At 34.1% G+C, this 22,297-nt stretch carries 18 protein-coding genes; 7 read left to right on the top strand and 11 right to left on the bottom strand.

The window, feature by feature from the left end:
- Positions 1 to 192: 192 nt before the first annotated feature.
- The 5 genes from AC4FQ5_RS12270 to AC4FQ5_RS12250 all read right to left on the bottom strand — a co-directional run bounded on the left by AC4FQ5_RS12270 (position 193) and on the right by AC4FQ5_RS12250 (position 8,211).
- Positions 193 to 1,554: a DUF5458 family protein gene (locus AC4FQ5_RS12270; protein ID WP_491143684.1), complete on the bottom strand. Its 1,362-nt coding sequence runs from the start codon at positions 1,552 to 1,554 to the stop codon at positions 193 to 195.
- 20 nt (positions 1,555 to 1,574) lie between these two features.
- Positions 1,575 to 2,111, bottom strand: a complete 537-nt coding sequence (locus AC4FQ5_RS12265; protein WP_491143682.1) for a type VI secretion system contractile sheath small subunit — start codon at positions 2,109 to 2,111, stop codon at positions 1,575 to 1,577.
- 150 nt (positions 2,112 to 2,261) lie between these two features.
- A complete protein-coding gene (locus AC4FQ5_RS12260) occupies positions 2,262 to 4,355 on the bottom strand; it encodes a M13 family metallopeptidase (RefSeq protein WP_491143680.1) in 2,094 nt (697 codons plus the stop codon).
- Positions 4,356 to 4,716: 361 nt separating this feature from the next.
- Positions 4,717 to 6,771 (bottom strand): M13 family metallopeptidase, encoded by a 2,055-nt coding sequence (locus AC4FQ5_RS12255; RefSeq protein ID WP_491143678.1) that lies wholly within the window; start codon positions 6,769 to 6,771, stop codon positions 4,717 to 4,719.
- 189 nt (positions 6,772 to 6,960) lie between these two features.
- On the bottom strand, positions 6,961 to 8,211 hold the full coding sequence (locus tag AC4FQ5_RS12250; RefSeq protein ID WP_491143676.1) for a CinA family nicotinamide mononucleotide deamidase-related protein: 1,251 nt from the start codon (positions 8,209 to 8,211) through the stop codon (positions 6,961 to 6,963).
- A gap of 113 nt (positions 8,212 to 8,324) precedes the next feature.
- Here AC4FQ5_RS12250 and AC4FQ5_RS12245 point away from each other — a divergent pair, with 113 nt between their 5' ends.
- Entirely contained in the window at positions 8,325 to 8,801 is a 477-nt protein-coding gene (locus AC4FQ5_RS12245; protein WP_491143674.1) for a DUF7832 domain-containing protein, read from the top strand.
- A gap of 124 nt (positions 8,802 to 8,925) precedes the next feature.
- Here the strand turns inward: AC4FQ5_RS12245 and AC4FQ5_RS12240 are convergent, their stop codons facing one another.
- The 3 genes from AC4FQ5_RS12240 to AC4FQ5_RS12230 all read right to left on the bottom strand — a co-directional run bounded on the left by AC4FQ5_RS12240 (position 8,926) and on the right by AC4FQ5_RS12230 (position 12,228).
- Entirely contained in the window at positions 8,926 to 9,465 is a 540-nt protein-coding gene (locus AC4FQ5_RS12240) for a lipocalin family protein (RefSeq protein WP_491143673.1), read from the bottom strand.
- A gap of 201 nt (positions 9,466 to 9,666) precedes the next feature.
- On the bottom strand, positions 9,667 to 10,401 hold the full coding sequence (locus AC4FQ5_RS12235) for a LytR/AlgR family response regulator transcription factor (RefSeq protein ID WP_491143672.1): 735 nt from the start codon (positions 10,399 to 10,401) through the stop codon (positions 9,667 to 9,669).
- A 51-nt stretch (positions 10,402 to 10,452) separates the two neighbouring features.
- Positions 10,453 to 12,228 carry a tetratricopeptide repeat-containing sensor histidine kinase gene (locus AC4FQ5_RS12230; RefSeq protein WP_491143670.1) on the bottom strand — a complete coding sequence of 592 codons (1,776 nt, stop codon included), beginning with the start codon at positions 12,226 to 12,228 and terminating at the stop codon, positions 10,453 to 10,455.
- A gap of 130 nt (positions 12,229 to 12,358) precedes the next feature.
- Between AC4FQ5_RS12230 and AC4FQ5_RS12225 the strand changes: the two genes are divergently transcribed.
- The 4 genes from AC4FQ5_RS12225 to AC4FQ5_RS12210 all read left to right on the top strand — a co-directional run bounded on the left by AC4FQ5_RS12225 (position 12,359) and on the right by AC4FQ5_RS12210 (position 17,050).
- Complete coding sequence (locus AC4FQ5_RS12225) at positions 12,359 to 12,934, top strand: hypothetical protein (protein WP_491143668.1); 576 nt, start codon at positions 12,359 to 12,361, stop codon at positions 12,932 to 12,934.
- 11 nt (positions 12,935 to 12,945) lie between these two features.
- A complete protein-coding gene (locus AC4FQ5_RS12220) occupies positions 12,946 to 14,085 on the top strand; it encodes a hypothetical protein (RefSeq protein ID WP_491143666.1) in 1,140 nt (379 codons plus the stop codon).
- 117 nt (positions 14,086 to 14,202) lie between these two features.
- On the top strand, positions 14,203 to 15,798 hold the full coding sequence (locus AC4FQ5_RS12215) for a mucoidy inhibitor MuiA family protein (RefSeq protein ID WP_491143664.1): 1,596 nt from the start codon (positions 14,203 to 14,205) through the stop codon (positions 15,796 to 15,798).
- Positions 15,799 to 15,856: 58 nt separating this feature from the next.
- Positions 15,857 to 17,050: a vWA domain-containing protein gene (locus AC4FQ5_RS12210; protein WP_491143663.1), complete on the top strand. Its 1,194-nt coding sequence runs from the start codon at positions 15,857 to 15,859 to the stop codon at positions 17,048 to 17,050.
- A 224-nt stretch (positions 17,051 to 17,274) separates the two neighbouring features.
- Here AC4FQ5_RS12210 and AC4FQ5_RS12205 read toward each other — a convergent pair whose 3' ends face one another.
- Positions 17,275 to 18,480, bottom strand: a complete 1,206-nt coding sequence (locus AC4FQ5_RS12205) for an NAD(P)/FAD-dependent oxidoreductase (RefSeq protein WP_491143662.1) — start codon at positions 18,478 to 18,480, stop codon at positions 17,275 to 17,277.
- Between the two features lie 109 nt (positions 18,481 to 18,589).
- Here AC4FQ5_RS12205 and AC4FQ5_RS12200 point away from each other — a divergent pair, with 109 nt between their 5' ends.
- Positions 18,590 to 18,970, top strand: a complete 381-nt coding sequence (locus tag AC4FQ5_RS12200; RefSeq protein WP_491143660.1) for a SpoIIAA family protein — start codon at positions 18,590 to 18,592, stop codon at positions 18,968 to 18,970.
- A 32-nt stretch (positions 18,971 to 19,002) separates the two neighbouring features.
- Here AC4FQ5_RS12200 and AC4FQ5_RS12195 read toward each other — a convergent pair whose 3' ends face one another.
- Positions 19,003 to 20,196: an MFS transporter gene (locus tag AC4FQ5_RS12195; protein WP_491143658.1), complete on the bottom strand. Its 1,194-nt coding sequence runs from the start codon at positions 20,194 to 20,196 to the stop codon at positions 19,003 to 19,005.
- Between the two features lie 131 nt (positions 20,197 to 20,327).
- On the opposite strand from AC4FQ5_RS12195, the gene AC4FQ5_RS12190 reads away from it, so the two are divergent.
- Positions 20,328 to 21,182 carry an AraC family transcriptional regulator gene (locus AC4FQ5_RS12190; RefSeq protein WP_491143656.1) on the top strand — a complete coding sequence of 285 codons (855 nt, stop codon included), beginning with the start codon at positions 20,328 to 20,330 and terminating at the stop codon, positions 21,180 to 21,182.
- Between the two features lie 177 nt (positions 21,183 to 21,359).
- Here AC4FQ5_RS12190 and lipA read toward each other — a convergent pair whose 3' ends face one another.
- Entirely contained in the window at positions 21,360 to 22,226 is an 867-nt protein-coding gene (gene lipA / locus AC4FQ5_RS12185) for a lipoyl synthase (protein WP_047445627.1), read from the bottom strand.
- Positions 22,227 to 22,297 lie beyond the last annotated feature (71 nt).

The following is a 22,297-nucleotide window of genomic DNA, read 5'->3' as shown; positions in this document are numbered from 1 at the left end:
ATAAATTTTTATTTGTCGTGTTTTTATTATTTGAAATTTGAAAACATGAAAAAAGGGTGAATTTTGTAGTTTTACGAGGCTTACAAATGTGTCGCTCCTACGGAGCTGAAAAGTTTTGAAAGTTTATCTGAAATTTACCCATCAAAAAACCGATGCTTTTGAAACATCGGTTTTGTCATTATTTTTAAATGATTAATCCTGAATATATTCAGCATCCCACTCGTTTCCGTCATCTCCTTTGTGACCGTCAAGCTTGATTACAAAACTTTTTGTCGGAAAATAGGGTGTCAACCGAATGTCTAACCATACTCTGTCTTTATTCACTTTATCCTGCTCAAAACGAACGATTTTGAATTTCTCAATCAATTTATCTGCGCCTTTAATACCATCTAAGAATGTTACGATCTGTCTTCTCAAATCATCTTCATTTCTTGCATTCCAGTTTTCGAAAGCTCTTCTGTTTAAGAAATCCAATAAAACTTTAGTTACATAATCGAAAACACGAACTACAGAATACGTCTGAAGACCAATGTTATCTCCTGTAAATAAGGTTTTTGCAGAGAACGCCATGATTTTACCGTATTCATTCACCATAGGAACCAATCCCATTTTTTCTAACTGAGAAATTTCACTTTTCTTCAACTCGAATTTTACGGCGTCAACTTCGTTGATATTACCATGTTTTTTACCTGCAGCAACCTGAGACATTAACGTCTTATGAATTTTTCCTGCCAAAGAAGTTGAAGGCGGAAGTTCTACGTTCTCTTCTTCACCAACTTCTTCAGCTCTTCCGCGGCCTACAAGCCAGTTACAGGTCATGATCACATTACTTCTGTGCAACTCTCCACCCGTAAGATTTGCAGAATGGAATAAATCTACCACATCATCCGGTTTGTCAAGATTTGCAAAATCGGTAACCATCATTACTTTGTTCTCGTTACATATTTTCGCCCATTTTTCGATTACTTTATTTGATCCCAAGTATCCCGGAATTGCTAAGATTGAGTAATTATCACGAAGATCCAAACGGTCATAATACTGTTTAAATTCTTCAGCAATCGCATCAATAAACAAAGGATTATCCAGATCTGAAACCTGATCAAGACTTGCATTGACGATACTCACGTTATCAACTTTATCGAGCTCGGTATTTTTATAGAACTGTGCAACCGTTCTATAGTTTGTTTCTAACTGACGAACTGCATCAAGTGTATTTTTCAGATTTGTCTTTAGGTTTTGTTCTGCAGCCTGTGCTTTTGTTTTGCAGGTATCTGCCATTTTTTCTGCAGATTCATTGCTTTCTAAAAGCTCTACCCAAAGATTTATTTTCTGAAGAAGCTCTTTTCTTTCTTCAGCTTTATTTGCATCGTTGAGAAAAATCTCCTTTCTGGCTTTTCTGGTCGGGTTCATATTGGCAATTCCGTCTACGACAGATTCAATAAAACCAAAACCTCCTATTTTATTTAATTCTTCAACCGGGTTTCCTTTCGGTTTTCCAGATTGTTGCTGTTGATTATGCTGTTGGCTTTCTGCAGCCTGTAACTTACTATCCATAATATTTGTGTAGGTGTTTGTTATTTTTCAAGTTCTTGAGCCACTTCCTTTAACGCTTCAATAAATGCAGCCCTTGACTGCTCATTTTCAAGCATATTGCGCAGGATTTTATTGGTTTTCAGCTGCCGTACAATTTTGTTGTACTGCTCCTGCTCCATACTAAGCTTTTGGAGATAGTCTGATTTCTGAACAAGATTTTTGGGAGTGAAGTCTGCAAGATTCTGAAAGCGGAATTCTTCTTCTAATACGTTTCCGTCTTCTGTCTCGTGCTGCACAGAAACAGCTGGTTGAAAATGCCTGAAGACGTCATCTACAGTTTTCAGTCCGGTTACAATTTCCGGAACATAAGATTCATCGGTTGTAAGCTGACTTACGATGAGGGATTTGTTTTCCTGGATTTCCTGAATAGCTTCATTAGCGTCGACCTTGACTTCGTTACCGCCAACACCGTAATTAAACATTGCCATATTATTATTGTTTTGTGATTGTTGATTTTGGTTTGAATTAGCAAATTTATGACCAATCCATTGTTTAAATTTATAAAAAAACTGTAACATACAAAATTTTGTGATGATATTTCTTTAAATAAATCAAAATTGCAACAGATAATTTAATGATTACTGAATTTTTGTCACTATTAAACTATCAAAAATAAATAAAAAACGCACCTTTCGATGCGTTTTGTGTATTAACATTTGTTTAAAAATCTACCAGATTTTAATTCTTTCTTCGGGTGCTTTATACAGCTTGTCTCCTGGTTTGATATCAAATGCTTTCATAAAGCTATCCTGATTCACCAGAGGTCCGAATGCTCTGAAATAACCTGGTGAATGAGGGTCTGTCTTTACCTGATTAATCATATACTGATCAGTAGATTTGGTTCTCCAGACCGTTGCCCAACTCATGAAAAATCTCTGATCCTGACTAAAACCACTGATCAATCCAGGGTTTCCTTTATCTTTAAGATACATCTGAAGTGCATCATATGCAACTGCTACTCCGCCTAAATCTCCTATATTTTCTCCGCTTGTGAATTTACCATTAACAAAACTTCCTTTTACAGGCTCGTAAGTATTGTACTGGGCTGCCAATTGTCCGACTTTTGCATCAAAATTCTTGCGATCCTGCTCTGTCCACCAATTATTCAGGTTTCCGTCACCGTCGAATCTTGAGCCGCTGTCGTCGAAACCGTGAGAAATTTCGTGACCGATTACCGCTCCAATTCCACCAAAATTAACCGCTGCATCAGCTTTTGGATTATAAAAAGGCGGCTGAAGAATTGCGGCAGGGAAAACAATTTCGTTATTTGAACCGCTGTAATATGCATTTACCGTTTGTGGAGACATTCCCCACTCTGTTTTATCGACAGGTTTTCCTACTTTTTCAAGGCTTTTCTGATATTGCCAAGCAGAAACATTCTGTAAGTTTGAATATAAGGTTGCCCCTTGAGCCGGAGCTTCCACCTTTAATTTAGAATAATCTTTCCATTGATCGGGATAGGCTATTTTTACTGTGAATTTCGACAGCTTTTCCTGAGCTTTCACTTTAGTTTCGGGAGACATCCAATCCATTTCACTGATGTGATTTTTGAATGATTTTAAAATATAGTCGATGTAGATCTCCATTTGTCGCTTCGATTCCGGAGTAAAATATTCATCTACATACAATTTCCCGAAAGCTTCTCCCAAAACTCCGTTGACCAGGGCAAGTCCTCTTTTATCCATTGCTCTCTGCTCTTTTTGCCCCTGAAGATATTTAGAATAAAAGTCAAAACGGATATTGTCTAAACTTTCTCCCAAATTGCCAGCATTACTATTAATTAAATGATATTTAAGATAATCTTTCAGCAGGGGAAGGTTTTTCTGATTGATGAACTGATCCATATTCTGGTAATATTTCATTTCACCAACGATCACTTTATCGGTATTTACTCCTGCATCTGTGAGGTATTTTGCAAGATTTACATTTTTCACCAACCCGGATAATTCAGCTACATTTTTAGGATTGTATCTTAAATTTGCATCTCTGTTCTGCTCTAAAGTAAGCAGATAATTTGCCAGTTGCTTTTCAAAATCAACCACATTTTTTGCTGCGGTATCAGAATTTTTGTACCCTAAAACGCTAAATAACTGACTTACATATTTTTGATATTCTGCCAAAGTTTTGGTATTGGCTTCATTCACTTTTTGGTAATAATCTCTTCCCAAACCAAGATCCGGACCGCCAAGATATACAGCATTCATTTTAGAATTTTTCATATCGGCACTTACTCTCCACCCATAGAACGAATTATCGCCTAATCTTGTTGCTTCCAAAAGATATTTCTGAAGATCATTTACATTTTTAATGGCATCAATCTTTGCCAAATCAGATTTTATTGGTGCAATTCCTGCTGCATTTCTTTTTTCAACATCCATAAATGATGCGTACAGATTCTGGATTTTCTGACCTTCGGAACCTTCTTGATATTTCTCAGTTAGAATTTTATTTAAAATACTCAAAGAAGCATCATCTACATTTTCTCTCAATGCATTGAAAGATCCCCAACTTGCTTTATCAGATGGAATCTGAGTGGTTTTCACCCAGTTTCCGTTTACATAACTGAAGAAGTCATCTTGTGGACGGACTGTGGTATCCATGTAAGATAAATTCAGTCCTTCCTCTTTAGTTTCCTGTTTTACCGGCTCTGCAACCGCAACTGCTGTTTCGGTTTTCGGAGTTTCCATATTTTTTGCTGTCCCACAAGAATTTAAAAGTACAATACCTGAGAATGCAAGTACTGCAATATTTAGTTTTTTCATTAAATTAATTTTGATTTGTAATCAGTTTGATCAAATATAAGAAATTATGTTAAATCAATATGATGATTTTATAGATTAATGTTAACTCTACATTGCGGTAATCAGGCTAAGTTTTATAATATTTTAATTGGATTGCAGTTTCAAAAATTATTTTTTATTTATACTTTATAATAAGATTGGTCATTTTGTAGGAATCTAAATATCGAATTTTATCATCATTGAGATTCCTGCGGAATGATAAACAATATGAATATTTTTTTGAACCTACATTGAACTAAAATTTGATCTATTTGAAAATATTTCTTATTTATTAAAATTTAAAATAAAAAAACCGCTCATTTCTGAACGGTTTTGATATTGATTACCAGATTTTAATTCTTTCTTCCGGCTTTTTGTATAATTTATCACCAGGTTTTACATCAAATGCTTTGTAGAAAGCATCAACATTGGTTAACGGACCAAAACTTCTGAAATATCCAGGAGAATGCGGATCTGTTTTTACTTGATTTACCATATATTTTTCGCTTGATAAAGTTCTCCAAACAGTTGCCCAGCTTAAGAAGAATCTCTGATCCTGAGTATAACCACTGATTACACCAGGATTTCCTTTATCTTTCAAATACATTTGAAGTGCATCATAAGCGATGTTTACACCACCTAAATCTGCAATATTTTCACCGTTTGTAAAAGTTCCGTTTACGAAAGTTCCTTTTACAGGCTCATATTTGTCATATTGCGCAGCCAAAGCTTTTGTAGCTTTTTCGAAGTTTGCCTTATCTTCCGGGGTCCACCAGTCAACCAGGTTTCCTTCTGCGTCAAACTGCGCACCCGAATCATCGAAACCATGGCTGATCTCGTGACCGATAACCGCACCGATTCCACCAAAATTTACAGCAGCATCAGCATTTGGATTAAAGAATGGCGGCTGAAGAATCGCAGCAGGGAAAACTATTTCGTTATATACCGGATTATAATAAGCATTTACAGTTTGAGGAGTCATTCCCCATTCTGTTTTGTCAACAGGTTTTCCGATTTTCGCCAAATCTTTATTGTACTGCCATTCTGCAATGTTCTGAAGGTTTGCATATAAATTTCCACCTTTTGATTCTGGGACGATATTTAATTTAGAATAATCTTTCCAGGTATCAGGATAAGCAACTTTTACTGTAAATTTATTCAGCTTGGTCATTGCTTTTTCTTTTGTAGTAGAAGACATCCACGTCAAACCGTTGATGTGTACTGCAAAGCTTTTCTTTAAATAATCGATCAACTCAACCATCTGAGCTTTAGCCTCGGCAGGGAAATATTTTTCAACATATAATTTACCGAAAGCTTCACCCAAAGAACCGTTGATCAACTCATACCCTCTTTTGTTCAAAGCTCTCTGCTCTTGCTGACCTCTTAAATATTTACCGTAAAAAGCAAATTTTGTATCGCCTAATTTTTCACTTAAATAAGAAGCACCGCCATTGATCATGTGAAATTTAAGATAATCCTTAATTACAGGAAGATTTTTCTCATTCACCAACTGATCAAAGTTTTTGTAATATCCGATTTCACCAATGATTACCCTGTCTGTATTTACGCCTACTTTTTTAAGATAAGAAGCAAGGTCTACATTTTTTACCAAAGTAGAAAGCTCAGCAATTGTTTTTGGATTATACTGAAGTGTATTATCTCTGCTTTGCTCATTTGTCAGTAAATGTTTTGCTATGCTTTTTTCATAGTCTACAACTCCTTTTGCAGCTGCATCAGCATTTTTGTAGCCTAATTCCTTCAACATTGAAGCAACATACTTTTGGTATTCTGCAAGAGCTTCAGTGTTTTTCACATCTACTTTCTGGTAGTAATCTCTTCCCATTCCCAGTGCAGCATCGCCCAGATAAACCGCATTCATATTAGAATCCTTCAAATCTGAATATACTCCCCAACTGTAGAATGTATTGTCGCCGTCTTTGGTAACAGAAGCCAGATAATTCTGTAAATCTGCCAGATTTTTAATTGCATCAATTTTACTGATGTTTTCCTGAACAGGCTTGATTCCGTCAGCATTTCTCTTCTGCATATTCATGTACGTAGCGTACAGATCCTGAATTTTTTTACCCTCACTTCCCTCTGCAAACTTGTCTTTCAGAAGAGAATTTAAAATCGTCATCGAATTGTTATCCGTATCGTCTGCCAATTTGTTGAAACTTCCCCATGTTGGTTTATCAGAAGGAATTTTAGCCGTTTTCATCCACGTTCCGCTCACGTAATTGTAGAAATCATCCTGCGGACGAACAGATTTATCCATCAAACTGAGGTCTAAACCTTTGTCAGTTGTAATTGCTGTTTTGGTAGATTTAGCCTGAGCGTTCAGCGTATTTTGCGAACAAATCCCTGCCAATAAAAACAAAGAAAGCGTTAATTTTTTCATAAGAAAACTTTTATTTTTTTAAGGTCTTATGCAATCGCCAATATTTTTGTGATTTTCTTCACCGTAAAACATAGCGATTTCATTATGATAATATTTTATACAATAAGTATATTTAATTTAAATTTTGTTACGGTAAAGTTAATTTTATTTTATGAATTGAATTTCCAAAAAATAATAACTGAATTCCTTTTATTTACGGATTAAAATTCCCACCAGATCCTGAATGATTTTCTGAGAGACAAAATAGATAAAATCCTGCCTTTCCAGATGCGGAAGATAAAGTTTGAAAGTTTCAGATTCGTTTTTGACTTTGATTGTATAATAAACTAAACCGACATCTTTGCCATCTTCCCCTTTTCCGGGACCTGCAACTCCTGTGGTGGAAAGCGAAATATCTGTTTTAAATAAATTCTGACAACCTTCTGCCATTTCGCGCGAAACTTCTTCGCTGACGACAGTAAAACGTTCAATTGTGCTTTCCGAAACATGAAGAAGATCAATTTTCTTCTGTGTTGCATACGTTACAATTCCACCGATGAAATAGTTTGAGCTTCCGGGAACTGCGGTTAATAAAAGTGATAGTTCTCCACCTGTGCAGCTTTCGGACGTTGAGATTGTGAGTCCTTTTTGGGCTAAAATTTCACCTAAAATTTTCTCAATCTTATCTTCAGATGTTGCAATGATATTTTCACCGATAATCGGAAATAATTTCTGAATTTCGTTTTCCAACTGAACCTGTAATGAATTTTCATCAGTTCCGGTTGCTGTCAATCTCAGTTTCACCCTTGTTCCGACAGGAAGATACGACAAAGCGATATTTTCCGGTAAAGCAAGTTCCCAATTTTCAATTTGATCTGCCAAAATGCTTTCGGGAATACCGACCACTGAAACAATTCTTGTAGAAATATAATTCAGATTAAATTTATCCTTTAAATAAGGAATGATTTGATCTTTAATCAGAGGTTTTACCTCGTAAGGAACACCGGGTAAGCTGAAAGACAATTTCCCGTTTTGTTCCATCATCATACAAGGTGCAGTTCCGTAATGATTTTGAAAAACGGTAGATTTTGTCGGCACAAAAGCCTGTTCGCGGTTTCTTTCTAAAATTTCGATGCGTCCACGTCGTTCCATATATCTTTTAAGATGTTCAAAAGTCACTTCATCCAGTGCAATTTCATCATCAAAAAATTCGGCTAAAGCTTTTTTGGTTTTATCATCTCTTGTTGGTCCTAAACCTCCGGTTGTAATAACTAAATCTCCGATTTCAAAAGCTGATTTCAAAGTATCTTTAATGATTTCAATTTCGTCTGAAATGGTGAAGATCTGCACCACTTTGATTCCGATATTTTTGAGTTCGGCTGCAATAAAATTTGAATTGGTATCAACGGTATTTCCGGAAAGAATTTCATCACCAATAGTAATAAGAACTGCGTTTTGCATGTGTATAATTTTGAATAAATTCCCTACAAATGACGTAAAAATCCCGTTAGTGAACAAAAGAAAATGATTTTTTATATCTTTGATTTGAACTGTCTACAACTATAATAAAGAATATGACTAAATATGATGATGCTTCGTGGCATTATGGCGGAGATTTCCCAGAAGGAATTCCTGAGAAAAACAGCGCAACACACACCGGAATGTTCCTCAATTGGTGCATTAACAATAATTTACATTCTAATGAACTCAATGAAGACCATGAAAATGAAATTGAAAGTCTAAAAAAACGTGAAATCACCGGAGCCGATTTTGTCATTGATGCCTTAGACGGAAAATTTTCTGAATATGATCTGAATGATATAGGAAATGCTTTTGCGACAGATTATTATGTTGATGAGACAGATTTTGGAGATAAATTCAGCTCATTTGCTACAGATTACATCAATATCTTTGACAGCGTAGCCGAAGAGAGCGATTTTGAATATGAAACTTTTTATCATATTGAAGACACTTATGAAAATTATGATCTGATGAAACAGATTATTGATCATCGTTTTCTGGAATGGAAAGAGTATCGAAGTTTAAATTAACCATATTTTGTCATTCCGTAGGAATCTCGACAACGAATCCAGGTAATAGCTTAGATTCCTACCGGAATGACAAATTGTATATACATTTTCTGAGATTGCTTCGTTGCCTCGCTTCTCGCAATGACTAATTGTGCTTTACCCAAATTAAATTATTCGTATTATAACCCAATTTCTGAGCTTTTGCTAAAAATCTTTCTCTGATGCTGTTTGGAATTTCTTTATTTCGGGATAAAATCCAGATGTATTTTGTGCTGTTTCCTACAACTAATGCGTTTTGGTAATCATCATCAATATCAATTACATTGTAACCAGCCCAAATCGGTTTGAAAAACGAAACTTTAAGCCTCGCTTCAGATTTATCATTCACGAATCTTGCTTCACCGATTGATTCCTTCCATTCTTTTTTAACATAATCGTACCCTCTGTTCTGAACTTTAATTGTTCCATCAGAATTCAATGAATAATTTGCTGTTACATTATCCATATTTTTCTCGAATTTATAATCGAAACGAGCTATTTCGTACCATTTACCGAGATATTTTTCTGAATTAAAATTTTTGACAGCCGTAGCTCCTTTCGGAATTCCAACAGAACAGGAATTGAAAATTAAAAAACCGACAACAGCTAAAGAAATTGGAATGGCTATTTTCTGAAACGCTTTCATATTATATTTTTTATTGAAATGAAAGTTCAAAAATAATGCCTTTGGCTTTTGGTATTACAGGTTTTTAAAATTTAAATTTAGATTCCTCCGGAATGACAAAGACTATGTTTATTCTGTAAATGAAATAAATTTAATGAGGTTGATCAGATATTTTCCGGGGATTCTAAGATAATTCAGATGAAAAAAACTATCATAAAAATTTTAAGAAAAAACTTTCAAAAACTGATCTTTGAAACTTGAGGAAACTTCAATTTCTGTGTCATCAGATAATGTTGCCGTACCACTTTTGTGATAAGATTTCACAAAAGTGGTGTTGATAATATGGGAACGATGAACGCGTACAAAGGGATTTTCGAGCAGATCATCAAAGTGTTTCAAAAACCTGCAAACCATCTTTTTAGAATGATCTTTGAGATAAACCTGCGTAAAATTTCCATCCGCCTGAAGTCTGACAATATCTTCTGTTTTCACCACATCAAAACCTTGTAAAGTGGGGAGAATCAACTGTTGTTTTTCAGGTTTTAATTTTAAATTTTCGAGGAGAATTTTATTTCGATTGAGTTCTTCATTCTTTTCAATACTTTCAGCAACTTTACTGACCGCCAAAATCAACTCCTGAATGTCAATCGGTTTTAAAATATAATAACTCGCAGATTTATTTAAAGCCTGTAAAGAATATTGTGAAAATGCGGTAATAAAAATCGTTTCGTAAGAAAACTCTTTGGTTGCTTCCAACACGTCAAAAGCATTTCCGAAAGGCATTTCAACGTCCAAAAAAACCAATTGCGGCTGTTTTTCAGCAATCAACGGAACGGCATCTTTGATGTTTTCGGCTTCACCCAAAATCTCAATATGCGGACAGTATTTTGTGAGATAATTTCTGAGAACATCTCTCGCAATTTTTTCGTCGTCTACGATTACGGATTTTATTTTCATATTTGCAGATTTATGTTTCAAAATTCAAAGCTGATTGTTGAGAAAATCAATTTAATAACTGGTTAATTTATATGTAATTTCGACCAAAACTCCATTTTCAGAATCTTTTATAGAACACAAAATCTCTTTTTTATACAAATCATTGAGCAGTCTGATTCTTTCCAACGTATTTTTCATTCCGCGACCTTCTCTGTTTTTTTGATGAATGGTTTTCTGTTTTTTACTTTCTTCAATTCCGATTCCGTTGTCTTCGATGGAGATTTTTAAATACTGAGTTTCTTTTTCAAAACTGAGTTTTAAAAATCCTTTTTCAGTTCTGTAACGCAATCCGTGCCAAATCGCATTTTCCAAAAACGGCTGCACCAACATTCCGGGAATTTGGAGATTTTGCTGGTTTAAATTTTCATCAACAAAAATTTCGTAATCAAATTTGTCTGCGAAACGGGTTTTTTCTAAAGCCAGATAATTCTGCAATAAATCTAATTCCTGCTGAAACGGAATAAAATCTTCGGCAGAATTTTCCATCACACCACGCATCAGTTTTGAGAATTTTGTTAAATATTGGTTGGCTTCCAATTCATTATTTGTGGCAATAAACTGATTGACAGAATTTAAACTATTAAAAATAAAATGCGGATTCATTTCTCTTCTCAATGATTGTAAAGCAATTTTCTTATTTTTGATCTGAACTTTCTTTAAAGTTCTAAAAATGAAAAATATTAAAGCCGACAAAACCACCAAAGCCGCAATCAGACTGTAATTGAAAATATTTTTCTTGCGAATTAACTCATCTTTCAACTTTTTTTCTTGTTCAAGCTGTGAAATTCGCTGTTCTGTATCTTCAAGGATTTTATTATCAACCAAACTTCGGTCTTTCGAAACCAAATCAGGAAGTTTTCCTAAAAAATCACGATAAAGACTCACAGAAGCGGCTGTATTTTCAGAAATCGAGTATAAACTGTCGAGTTTTTTCACACTTTTCTGGGCTTCTAATGTATGGCCTTTGTTTAAAGCAATATCATAGGCATTTTTTAATAAAACAATCGCCTCTTTCGGATCATTTTTCTTGATGTAAATTTCAGCCAATTCCTGAATCTGCTCAACTTTTTTCTGAGAATTATCTTTTACAAAATCTTCTTTTAAAACTGATTTTTTCGCTTCAATTGCTTTATCAAAATTTTTATTTTCAATATAAAAATCGGTCAGTTTCTGATTGATTGCCAAAGCCTGTTGCGGTGCATCTTTTTTTGATATTTTGTAGGCATTATTTAGATTTTCCTCGGCTTTCGGAATATTTTTATTTTCAATATTTACGTCCGCCATTTGGCTGTAACCTGCTGCGAGATCTTCTGTATTATTTTCTTTTTCGCTGATGTTGATATTATTTTGAATCGCTTCTGCTTTTTGAGAAACTGATGGTGATGAAAGTCTGGACGCGTCATTGGAATTTACAGCTCTGCTGCTGTTGCTGTACCCCACTTTAGAAGCAGTTTCATAATTAGTAAGAGCAGATTTTAATTTATTTTGATTTTCCTGAGACTGTGCAATCTTACGAATTACTTTTTCGAGATTCTGTCTGTCGTCTAATTTTTCGTAGATGTTTTTAGATTTAATAAAATATTCTTCACTTTTCGGAAAGTTTCCGTTATTGAAGAATGTTTCTCCGATATTGTAATAAGAGTCTGCTTCGGCAGATTCGTTTTTAGTATCAACTGCTTTTTTAAGCTTTGATGTTGCAGCGACAATTTCTTTCGTGTCTCGGCTTTGAGAATACAAATTACTCCCAAAAATTAAAAAAATAAACGCAAAAACCCGAACTAGATTCATAAAACAAAGATATACATATAATTGATTGTCAGAAAATGATTCACCAAGTGAAAGGTATGATTTACCCAGTTGACTTTATATTTCTCTTGAAAGGCTATTAAGTTTGCATTATAATTTAAACTTAATTCTCATGAAAAATTTATTCTACTTATTTCATTTTGTTCTTTTATTCTGGGGTTTTAAAATTCAATCTCAAACCAAATTAATTTCCTATAAAAGTCATAGCGGTGATATGGAATATTTTGAGAAAAGTATTGTTGAAGATCGTTACAACACCAATTATTCTAATCTTGGGGTTGCACCGGAAAGATTTGTGACCAATTCAAAATTAGACAGCGTCATTATCATCGATGACAAAAAAAGCGTAATGGTAACTTCATTATTCTGCAAAAACAGAAGAAACGGAAATACCGAAAAATGGAAAGCCGGAAGAGATACAGTTTATAATCATATTCTATTTTCCAGCGATAATGTAGATAGTGTAAAAAATATCCTTAGAAAAGATTACAATTTTCAAAATGATATCGACAGTACCGTATTTCTTAAATATGATAGCAAAACTAAAAAATACAAAACAATTTCTATTAAAAAAGCACTAAAATCAGCTGAGATAAAAAATTCTAAATCAAAAGAGGAGATGATGTATTTGTTGGTTTTAAGCATCGCCGTTTTTGCGTCTCTTTATATTTATAAAAAACATCATTAAAATTTTAAAAAGTGTACCGTAAATCAATTATTTTAAAGAAGATTACTGCTTTTTTGGGTGTTTTCTTTCTACAATTTATTCTTTTTTTTCCGTTGAGTTTTGTGAATGATTTTCAGCTAAAAATTACTCATTTTATATTTGGAGATTTTACTCAATTTCTTTTAGAATATTTTTTCAATAAAAATAATGTCAGAATTGATTACAGTTCAGACAGCTGTTCAATGTTGGTTTTAATCATCATCTTGTTGTTCACATCTTCCATTTTCAGTTTCATTATAAAGAAGAAATGGGGAAATAATTTTTTATTGATCATAGAATATTTATGCGTTTTATATATTTCTGTAATTCTGATAAAATACGGTACAGACAAAATTTTTAAAACCCAATTTCCTGAACCTGAATCTAATATTTTGTTTACAAGATTTGGAAATTTAGATAAAGATATTTTATTCTGGAGTACGATAGGAACTTCAAAAGTCTACAATTTGATTATTGGATCTATTGAGTTTTTCACGGGAATTTTATTGTTATTCAAGCGTTTTCAGTTTTTCGGATTGTTATTGGCAATAATCAGTTTTAGTCAAATTTTTATCATCAATATCGGGTTTGATATTTCAGTGAAATTCTTTTCATTGATTTTACTTTTAATGAGCATCTTTCTTGCAAGAGAAAATGGATGGAAACTCATTCTGAAAATTATCAGTCTTCCGAAAAAAACTTTTTTTGATCAAGCTACATTTCTGCCTTATAAAGCTTTTTTTAAAATCCTGATTTTAGGGATTTTATTTATCAAAATAGGAATACCCTATTTCAATAATGAAGACAAAAAAAAATCACTGAATTTAGCTGGAGCTTATCATGTGACTTCTTCCGAAAGTCCATATCAATATTTATTTTTTCATAAAGACCAATACCTGATTTTCATGGAAAAATCTTCGGAAAAAATGACCGCCTTTCATTACGCTATTTCTGCTGACAACCAAATCATTCTCGAAGATGATCAACACAATATCTCCAAACATGAACTATTGAAAAATCAGAGAAACAACACTATTACATTTTCTTTTAAAAACCAGATAATCAATGCTAAAGCGATTGATTCTAAAAAAATGAATGTGTTACAAGAAAGATTTCACATTTTGACAGATTAATGGTAATCGTAGCAAATAATCCATTCACCAAGTCAAAACTCGTTTTCACCAAGTCTGTAAAATTTCGAAAAATTTAGAAGGTAATTTTACTTTAGAAATCAAAAAAAATAATAAACAATGCGACACTATTTTTTAATACTAATTCTCTCGGTTTCCTTTTTAAAATCTCAGGAAATCAGAAAAGAAATCGACGTAAAACAGGCAACTGTATTCTTACAAGGTGCAAAAGTTTTTGGAAGCACAAATGTGACTCTGCAAAAAGGAAGAAACACTGTAAAAATCATCAACCTTCCCAATGATCTTGACGAAAACACCTACAAAATAAATCTCGAAAAGAATACAACTCTTTTATCGATCACTCCGCAAAGCAACTATCTGAAAGATGATGAGCTTTCTGAAAAAGAAAAAAAACTGAATGATGAAAAGAAAAAATTTCAGAGACAAGTAGATTTGCTTACTATTCAGATTAAAAATCTTTCCGGTGAACAAAATATCATTAATGATAATTTAAAAGTTTCTACCAACGATAAATCTACACCGCAGGAACAGTTGATCAAACTAACAGAATTTTACAGAAAAAGAATGCTGGAAATTGACAATCAGGTTTTTCTTTTAAACGAACAAAAAACTGTATTGGATGAAAGTATTGCTAAAATCAACAAGCAATTTACCGAAGAACAAACGCATAAAAATCAAAATAAAAAAGAGCTTATTCTTGAAATTTTAGCTGAAAACGAGATGAATCTGAATCTTGGCGTAAGTTACATCGTTTCTAATGCAGGATGGGTTCCCTCTTACGATTTGAGAGCTTTATCAACAAAGAAACCTTTTGAAATTGTCTACAAAGGAAAAATTTATCAAAAAACCGGACAAGACTGGAACAATGTAAAACTTTTTGTTTCCACTTATCGACCGTCTTACAATCAAGACAGGCCGATTTTATTACCGCTTTATGTTGCAGAATATACGGCTCACAATTACGATGATGCAACCGTTGGTTATTTGAAAAAAGAAAAAGCTGCTCTTGCCAATTCTTACCAAATGCGTGCAGAAGTTGCATCAACAAGTCAGATTCCCGTTGCAACTGTTTCTGATAATCAGATGAATATTTTGTACGAACTGAAATTTAACCAAACCATCGTCAGTCAGGAAAAAGAACAATATGTGATTCTGGATAAGAAAGAAGTCGATGCAAACTATAAATATCACACCGTTCCAAAGCTGAACAATCAGGTTTTCTTAATGGCATTTGTAAAAAACTGGCAGAATTTAAATTTGATTTCAGGTGAAGCCAATATTTATTTTGAAGATAATTATATCGGAAAAACCAATATCACAAGTACTTATGTAAAAGATGAATTTCCTATTTCTCTGGGCGTTAACGAAAGAATTGTTGTAAAAAGAATTAAGCTTGAGGATAAAACTTCACAGAAAACTTTCAACTCCAACAAATGGGAAACAGAATCTTATGAAATTACCGTGAGAAACAATACAAAAGAAAACATCGAACTGGAAATTCTTGACCAACTTCCTATAAGTGAAAACTCAAAAATTACCGTGAAATCTTTAGAAATCGGCAACGGAATTTATGATGAAAAAACAGGAAGCATTCTTTGGAATAGAAAGATTAACAGCGGAGCTTCAGATAAAATCAATTTCTCTTATGAGGTAAAATATCCGAAGGAAATACAGATTCAGTATTACAGCAGATAGTTTTAGAGTTTTAGAGAAAATTAAATAAAATATTTCCCAATTATTAAAAACATACGTTATGAATACCTTAAAATTTTTAACAATCACCACAAGTGTAGCCGCATTTTTAAGTGCAGGAAGAATATCAGACATCCGTTGTAGCAACAAAGCCAACGAGAGAGAAATTGTAGAAAGTAATATTTCTGCTCAACCACCAATTACGGTTTCAAAAGATAATAAAATTCAGGTCGCATTGCTCTTGGACACGTCAAACAGTATGGATGGATTGATCGATCAGGCAAAATCAAGACTTTGGAACATCGTGAATACTTTGACCACATTAAAATACAACGGACAAGCTCCGCAAGTAGAAATTGCTCTTTACGAATACGGAAATGATGGGTTGAAAGATGAAAATTATATCAGACAGGTTACAGCATTGACTCAAGATTTAGATCTGGTTTCAGAAAAACTTTTTGCCTTAAGAACCAATGGCGGAAATGAATATTGTGGTGCTGTCATTCGTGACGCTTCCATGAATCTGAATTGGGACGGAAACGAAAAAAGCATGAAGTTGATTTATATTGCAGGCAATGAGCCTTTCGATCAGGGAAAAATCAGTTACAAAGATGTGATTGCCAAAGCGAAAAGTAAAAATATTTACACCAATACAATTTTCTGCGGAAGCCGTGATGAAGGAATTCAAACCTTCTGGCAAAACGGGGCAATTCTCGGAGATGGAAAATTTTTCAATATTGACAGCGATCGAAAAGTAATTTATATTGAGACACCTTATGATGTGAAAATTTCACAATACAATTCTAAACTGAATGACACGTACATTTCTTACGGAAACCGTGGTTCTGAAATGAAAAACAAACAGGCTGTTCAGGACGTGAATGCAGAATCTCAGTCGGCTTCTAATGCTGTGGAAAGAGCCGTAAGTAAGTCTAAGAAAAATGCGTACAAAAACGATCATTGGGATTTGGTGGATAAAGTTGAAAAAGACAAAAGCTATATTTCATCAATAAAAGAGGAAGAATTACCTTCTGAACTGAAAGGAAAAAGCAGAGATGAAATTAATAAAATTGTAGCTCAAAAATCTGCAGACCGGGATAAAATTCAGAGAGAAATTGAAATTCTTGCTAAACAAAGACAATCTTTCATCGACGCTGAAATGAAAAAGCGTGGAAGTACTGAAAGTGATGATTTGGGAAAGGCAATCGAGAGATCTATTTTGGAATTGGGTAAGAAAAACGGGTATAGTTTTTAGTTTCTACTTAAATAGCGACTTAGCCAAGAATACTCGGAATTGGTAGACGCGCTAGACTCAAACTCTAGTATCGTAAGATGTACCAGTTCGATTCTGGTACTGGGTACAAACTTAGATTTGTAAATAAAATGCTTAGTTTATTATTTTTTTGTTTCGGGGCTAGGCTTCGCCTAGCCCCGAAACTTTTTCAGTGATTTTTTTAACCCGGAAAAATTTAAAGTAAATTATCTCCCAAATTTAAAATATTCAGAAAGTTTGTGTTGTTTATTTTTCATAAAAGCAGAAGTCATTTCCATTCCGGTTACTGAAAAAGTAATTCCGTTCCCTCCAAATCCTAAAACAAAATAGGAGTTTTTAAACTTTTCATGTGTGCCGATATACGGAAGTCCGTCTTTAGTTTCACCAAAAGTTCCTGCCCAGATAAAATCGGTATAGAACGGATAATCTGGCTTTATTCTTTTAAGATTTTTGAGAATTTCTTTTTCTTTTTTGTGCAACATTTCGTCACGTTTTTCAGGATCAGAAAAGTCTTCATCGCCGCCACCTATCAAAAGTCGTTCATCATCTGTGGAACGCATGTAGATGTAAGGATCATCGGTGTTCCAGACGAGAGTATTCTCAATATTTTTAAATTTATTTTTATCAATTTCAGAAACAATTGCAAAGGTGCTTTTCAGGTTAACAAAATGCTCATTAATCATTGCTTTACTTTCGTAGCCTACACAGTAAATTATTTTTTTCGCTTTGATATTAAATCCATCGGTCGTCAATGCAAGATTATGATCTCTAAGATATTTAACCGATTTCATTTCTGTTTTGTCAAAAATTTTCAAACCTTTATTGGTATTAAATCTTAACAGCTCATGCGCAAATTTAAAGGCATCAATACTTGCGCCCTGTTTAGATAAAATCCCTCCATAGGTATTTTGAAAACCAAATTTTTCTTCAATATCTTTATCTCCCAACCAGTTTACATCAAATCCTGCTTTCCTTCTTATTTCATATTCTTTTTCAAGCCAGATCGCATCTTTCTTTTTCGATGCAAAATATAAAGACTGTTTTCTTTTAAAACCTGATCTTGCCTTTATTTCTTTCGTTATTTTTTCAAGATCATCTATGGATTTCGAACACGCTTTATAACTTTCTACCGCACCTTTTTCGCCTATCATTTCAATCAATTCGTATAACGGAGTGTCTATCTCATACTGCAACATTGAAGTTGTTGCCGATGTACTGCCGTTGCAGATTTCACGCTTATCAATCAAAATGGTTTGGTATCCGTCTTTTATCATTTGATGGGCAATGAGGCTTCCTGTAATTCCGCCACCAATGATAAGAACATCACATTCTTCATCAAATTTCAGGGAGGGATAAGAAGAAATAAGGCCATTTTTTAAAAGCCAGAAAGGTTCGTTAGATTTCAGGTCCATAGAAATATTTTTAAAAACACAATCAATAACTGCGCCTTAATAGGGAATTATTTGATTCTGGTTTAATTATTGATAAATTAAAATCACCAAACCATTTAAAATCTAAAATATGATATCAATTATTAATGATGCTCCGGAAAATGTAGCCGCATTCAATGCAACCGGTGACGTAACCAAAGAAGATTTTGAAAATCTTGTAATTCCTTATGTGAAAAGCAAAGTAGAAAAATTTGATGAATTGAACTATCTGCTTTACCTGGATACAGATCTGAGTAATTTCACGATGGGAGCATGGCTTCAGGATGCACTTTTGGGAATAAAAAACATCACCAAATGGAACAGAGCAGCCATTGTAACAGACAAAGAAGGCGTAAAGAATTTTACTGACATTTTCAGTGTTCTGATGCCCGGAGAATTTAAATCTTTTCCGAAAGAAAACCTTTATAATGCTTTATATTGGTGTCAAAACGGAAATGAAGTTGAAAGTTAGTTAGCAGAAAGAGAAGTGAGAGCTTCTCTTTTTTATTGATCACAGGTAATGCATTCCGTTGCAATCTTATTTTCTTTTGATGACCTGTATAAATTCATGTAAACAATACTTATCACTAATCCTATCACCGTCATACCAACTCCTACAAGTGCCGGATAATTGTAGGACAGACCGTATTCTAAAGGTATCCCGCCCAAAAACGCACCAATTGCGTTGGCAATATTGAATGCTGCCTGCATAAAAGCAGCTGCCATCATTTCGCTTTTTGGCGCCGCTTTCATCATCATGATGTTAATAGGAGCTGCAACAGACATCGACAATGCTCCACAGATAAAGGTTAAAACCAAAGAAATACTTTGATATTCTGAAAATAAAAACACCCCTGATAAAGAACACATCATCAGAAAAAGCAACAGTACACACGTTTTCTCCGGACCAAGTTTATCTGAAAGAAAACCTCCGGCCAAATTCCCTGCAACCATTCCACTACCTGCAAGAATCATTACGTAAGCCATGTAACTGCTTTCAATTTTTGAGACGACAGTCATTAAAGGCGTTATGTAGCTGAACCATGTAAACAATCCGCCAAACCCGATTGCCGTAATCATCAAAATCAACCACGATTGTTTACCTTTCAGGAATTTTAATTCTTCCAGGAAATGACTGTCTTCTTTTTTTTCCATTACGGGAAGCCAGAGTTTTAAAGCCAATAAAGCAACAAGACCAATTACGCCCACAATCGCAAAATACCAGCGCCAGTGAAATTCATGACCAATATAAGTAACCAAAGGAACCATTGCAAGATTAGCAACAGTAAGCCCGGTAAACATTAATGAAATGTAGAGTGCCTCTCTGCCTTTTCCTGCCATTCTTGACGCAACTACAGTTCCTACTCCGAAAAATGCTCCATGAGGCAGACCTGATAAAAATCTGATGATCAACATCGAATGATAATCCGGAGCAATTGCTGAAAGTGCATTAAAAACGGTAAAAATAACCATAAGTACAATCAGAACTTTTTTAGGGGGAAACTTTACCGAATACCCAATCAGTACAGGCGCCCCAATAACGACTCCCAAAGCATATGCAGCAATCAAATGTCCCGCTTGCGGAATGGTGATCTGCAGAGTCTTTGCTACATCTGGAAGCAATCCCATAATTGTAAATTCTGTAGTCCCGATCGCCAAACCACCAATTGCCAATGGCAAAATTCTTTTATCAAACATCTCTTTCCTATTTCAAAATGCAAAATTCGAGAGAAATAATGGTTTTTATTTGTTCTGAGATGATAAATAATTGCTCTATATTGACAATTTTGAATAAATTTACAGTATCAAATCAATCAAAATAGAACGTAATGAAAATTCAAAAAGAAAACATTGATTTTGAAGAAGGAAAGTCTTTTAAAATTTTTGAACCTTCAATGAGGCATTGTTTTTTCTGGCATTACCATCCCGAAATTGAATTGGTTTATGTAGAAGCTCTCAGCGGAATCCGTCATGTGGGAAAAGATATTTCAGCTTTTATGCAAAGTGATCTTCTTTTGGTAGGATCTAATGTACCGCACCTGAATTTTGATTATGGAATTGAAACTGAATACAAACAGGTCGTTTTACAGCTTAAAGAAAATTTTATGCAGGAAATCATTCTTCCGGTTCCTGAATTTGATGATATTAAAAAACTTCTAGACCGCTCTCACTTAGGATTATCATTTTTTGGAGAAACGAAAAAAAATGTTGCAAAAAAACTTCATCTCATTAAACAAAAAAATCATTTTGAATCTCTTATTGCTTTGATAGAAGTCTTGCAGATTCTCTCACAGTCGACCGAAGTAAAGGAGCTGAATAAGGAAGATACGCGTGTAAAATGGTTTTTAAATGATAAAATAAGAATGGGAACCATCTATGATTACATCAATGAAAACTACGATAAAAATCCTAATGTGAATGTAATTGCCGAAATGGTAAGCCTAAGTACACCTGCATTTTGCCGGTACTTTAAAAAGCAGACCAATATGACATTTACAGATTTTGTAAATCATTACAGAATCAATCAGGCAAAAATGTTGCTGTTGCAGAATTTATGTATTTCTGAAGTTTCTTTTCAGGTAGGTTTTGAAAGTCTTTCTTATTTCAATAAATTATTTAAAAATTATATCGGAGAAACACCAACAGCTTTTAAGAAAAAGCATTTGAATAAAGTCGAGGGTTGATTTTAAATAAAACTATAATTTCTCTAGTTGTCATTCCCTAGGAATCTAAGCAATGATTTTAAAATAATAATTTGAATAAAAGGAGTCTAGATTCCTAAAGAATGACAAACATACCTTTGACTCTATTTAATCTTTAACCATAAAAAAAACGCTCCAAAAATTGAAGCGATTTATATTTTAGTGAATATGTTTTTCTGCGTGATAAGAACTTCTTACCAAAGGCGAACTTTCAACGTGTCTGAAACCTAAACTTCTTGCAAAATCACCAAACTCATCGAATTCTTCAGGAGTAATGAATTTTTTCACAGGCAAATGTTTTTTAGTCGGCTGCAAATACTGCCCCATTGTAATCACATCTACATTCGCATTTCTGATGTCTTCAATGGTCTGAAAAACTTCATCTTTATTTTCTCCCAAGCCAAGCATCAATCCGGTTTTCGTTCTATTCTGTCCGGCTTCTTTCAAATATCGTAAAACTTCAAGACTCCTTTCATATTTTGCCTGAATTCTTACTTCTCTAGTCAGACGTTTCACTGTTTCCATGTTATGAGAGATTACTTCCGGTGCTACATCAACCATTCTGTCTAAATGCTTTGTTAATCCCTGAAAATCAGGAATCAAAGTTTCCATTGTAGTTCCGGGAGAGATTCTTCTTACAGCATTTACAGTTTCACCCCAAAGAATTGAACCCATATCTTTCAAATCATCACGGTCAACAGAAGTCAAAACTGCGTGTTTGATTTTCATTAATTTGATCGAACGAGCCACTTTTTCCGGTTCGTCCCAGTTAACATCCATTGGTTTTCCGGTTTTTACCCCACAAAATCCGCAGCTTCTGGTACAGATATTCCCCAAAATCATGAAAGTTGCCGTTCCTTCTCCCCAACATTCTCCCATATTCGGGCAGCTTCCGCTTTGGCAAATGGTATTTAATTTATATTTATCAACCAAGGTGCGAAGTTCTCTGTAATTCTTTCCTGTAGGAAGTTTTACACGAATCCATTTTGGTTTCTGAACGGTAGTATCCTGCACTAAATTCTCCATTTATTTCTCAAATTGAGCTTCAAAGTTAGTGAATTTTTTATCGAAACAATCGAAGACAGACATTGATGAAA

The sequence above is a fragment of the Chryseobacterium sp. DT-167 genome (genome assembly GCF_058310155.1).
This window is presented reverse-complemented; position numbering and strand designations above follow the sequence as displayed.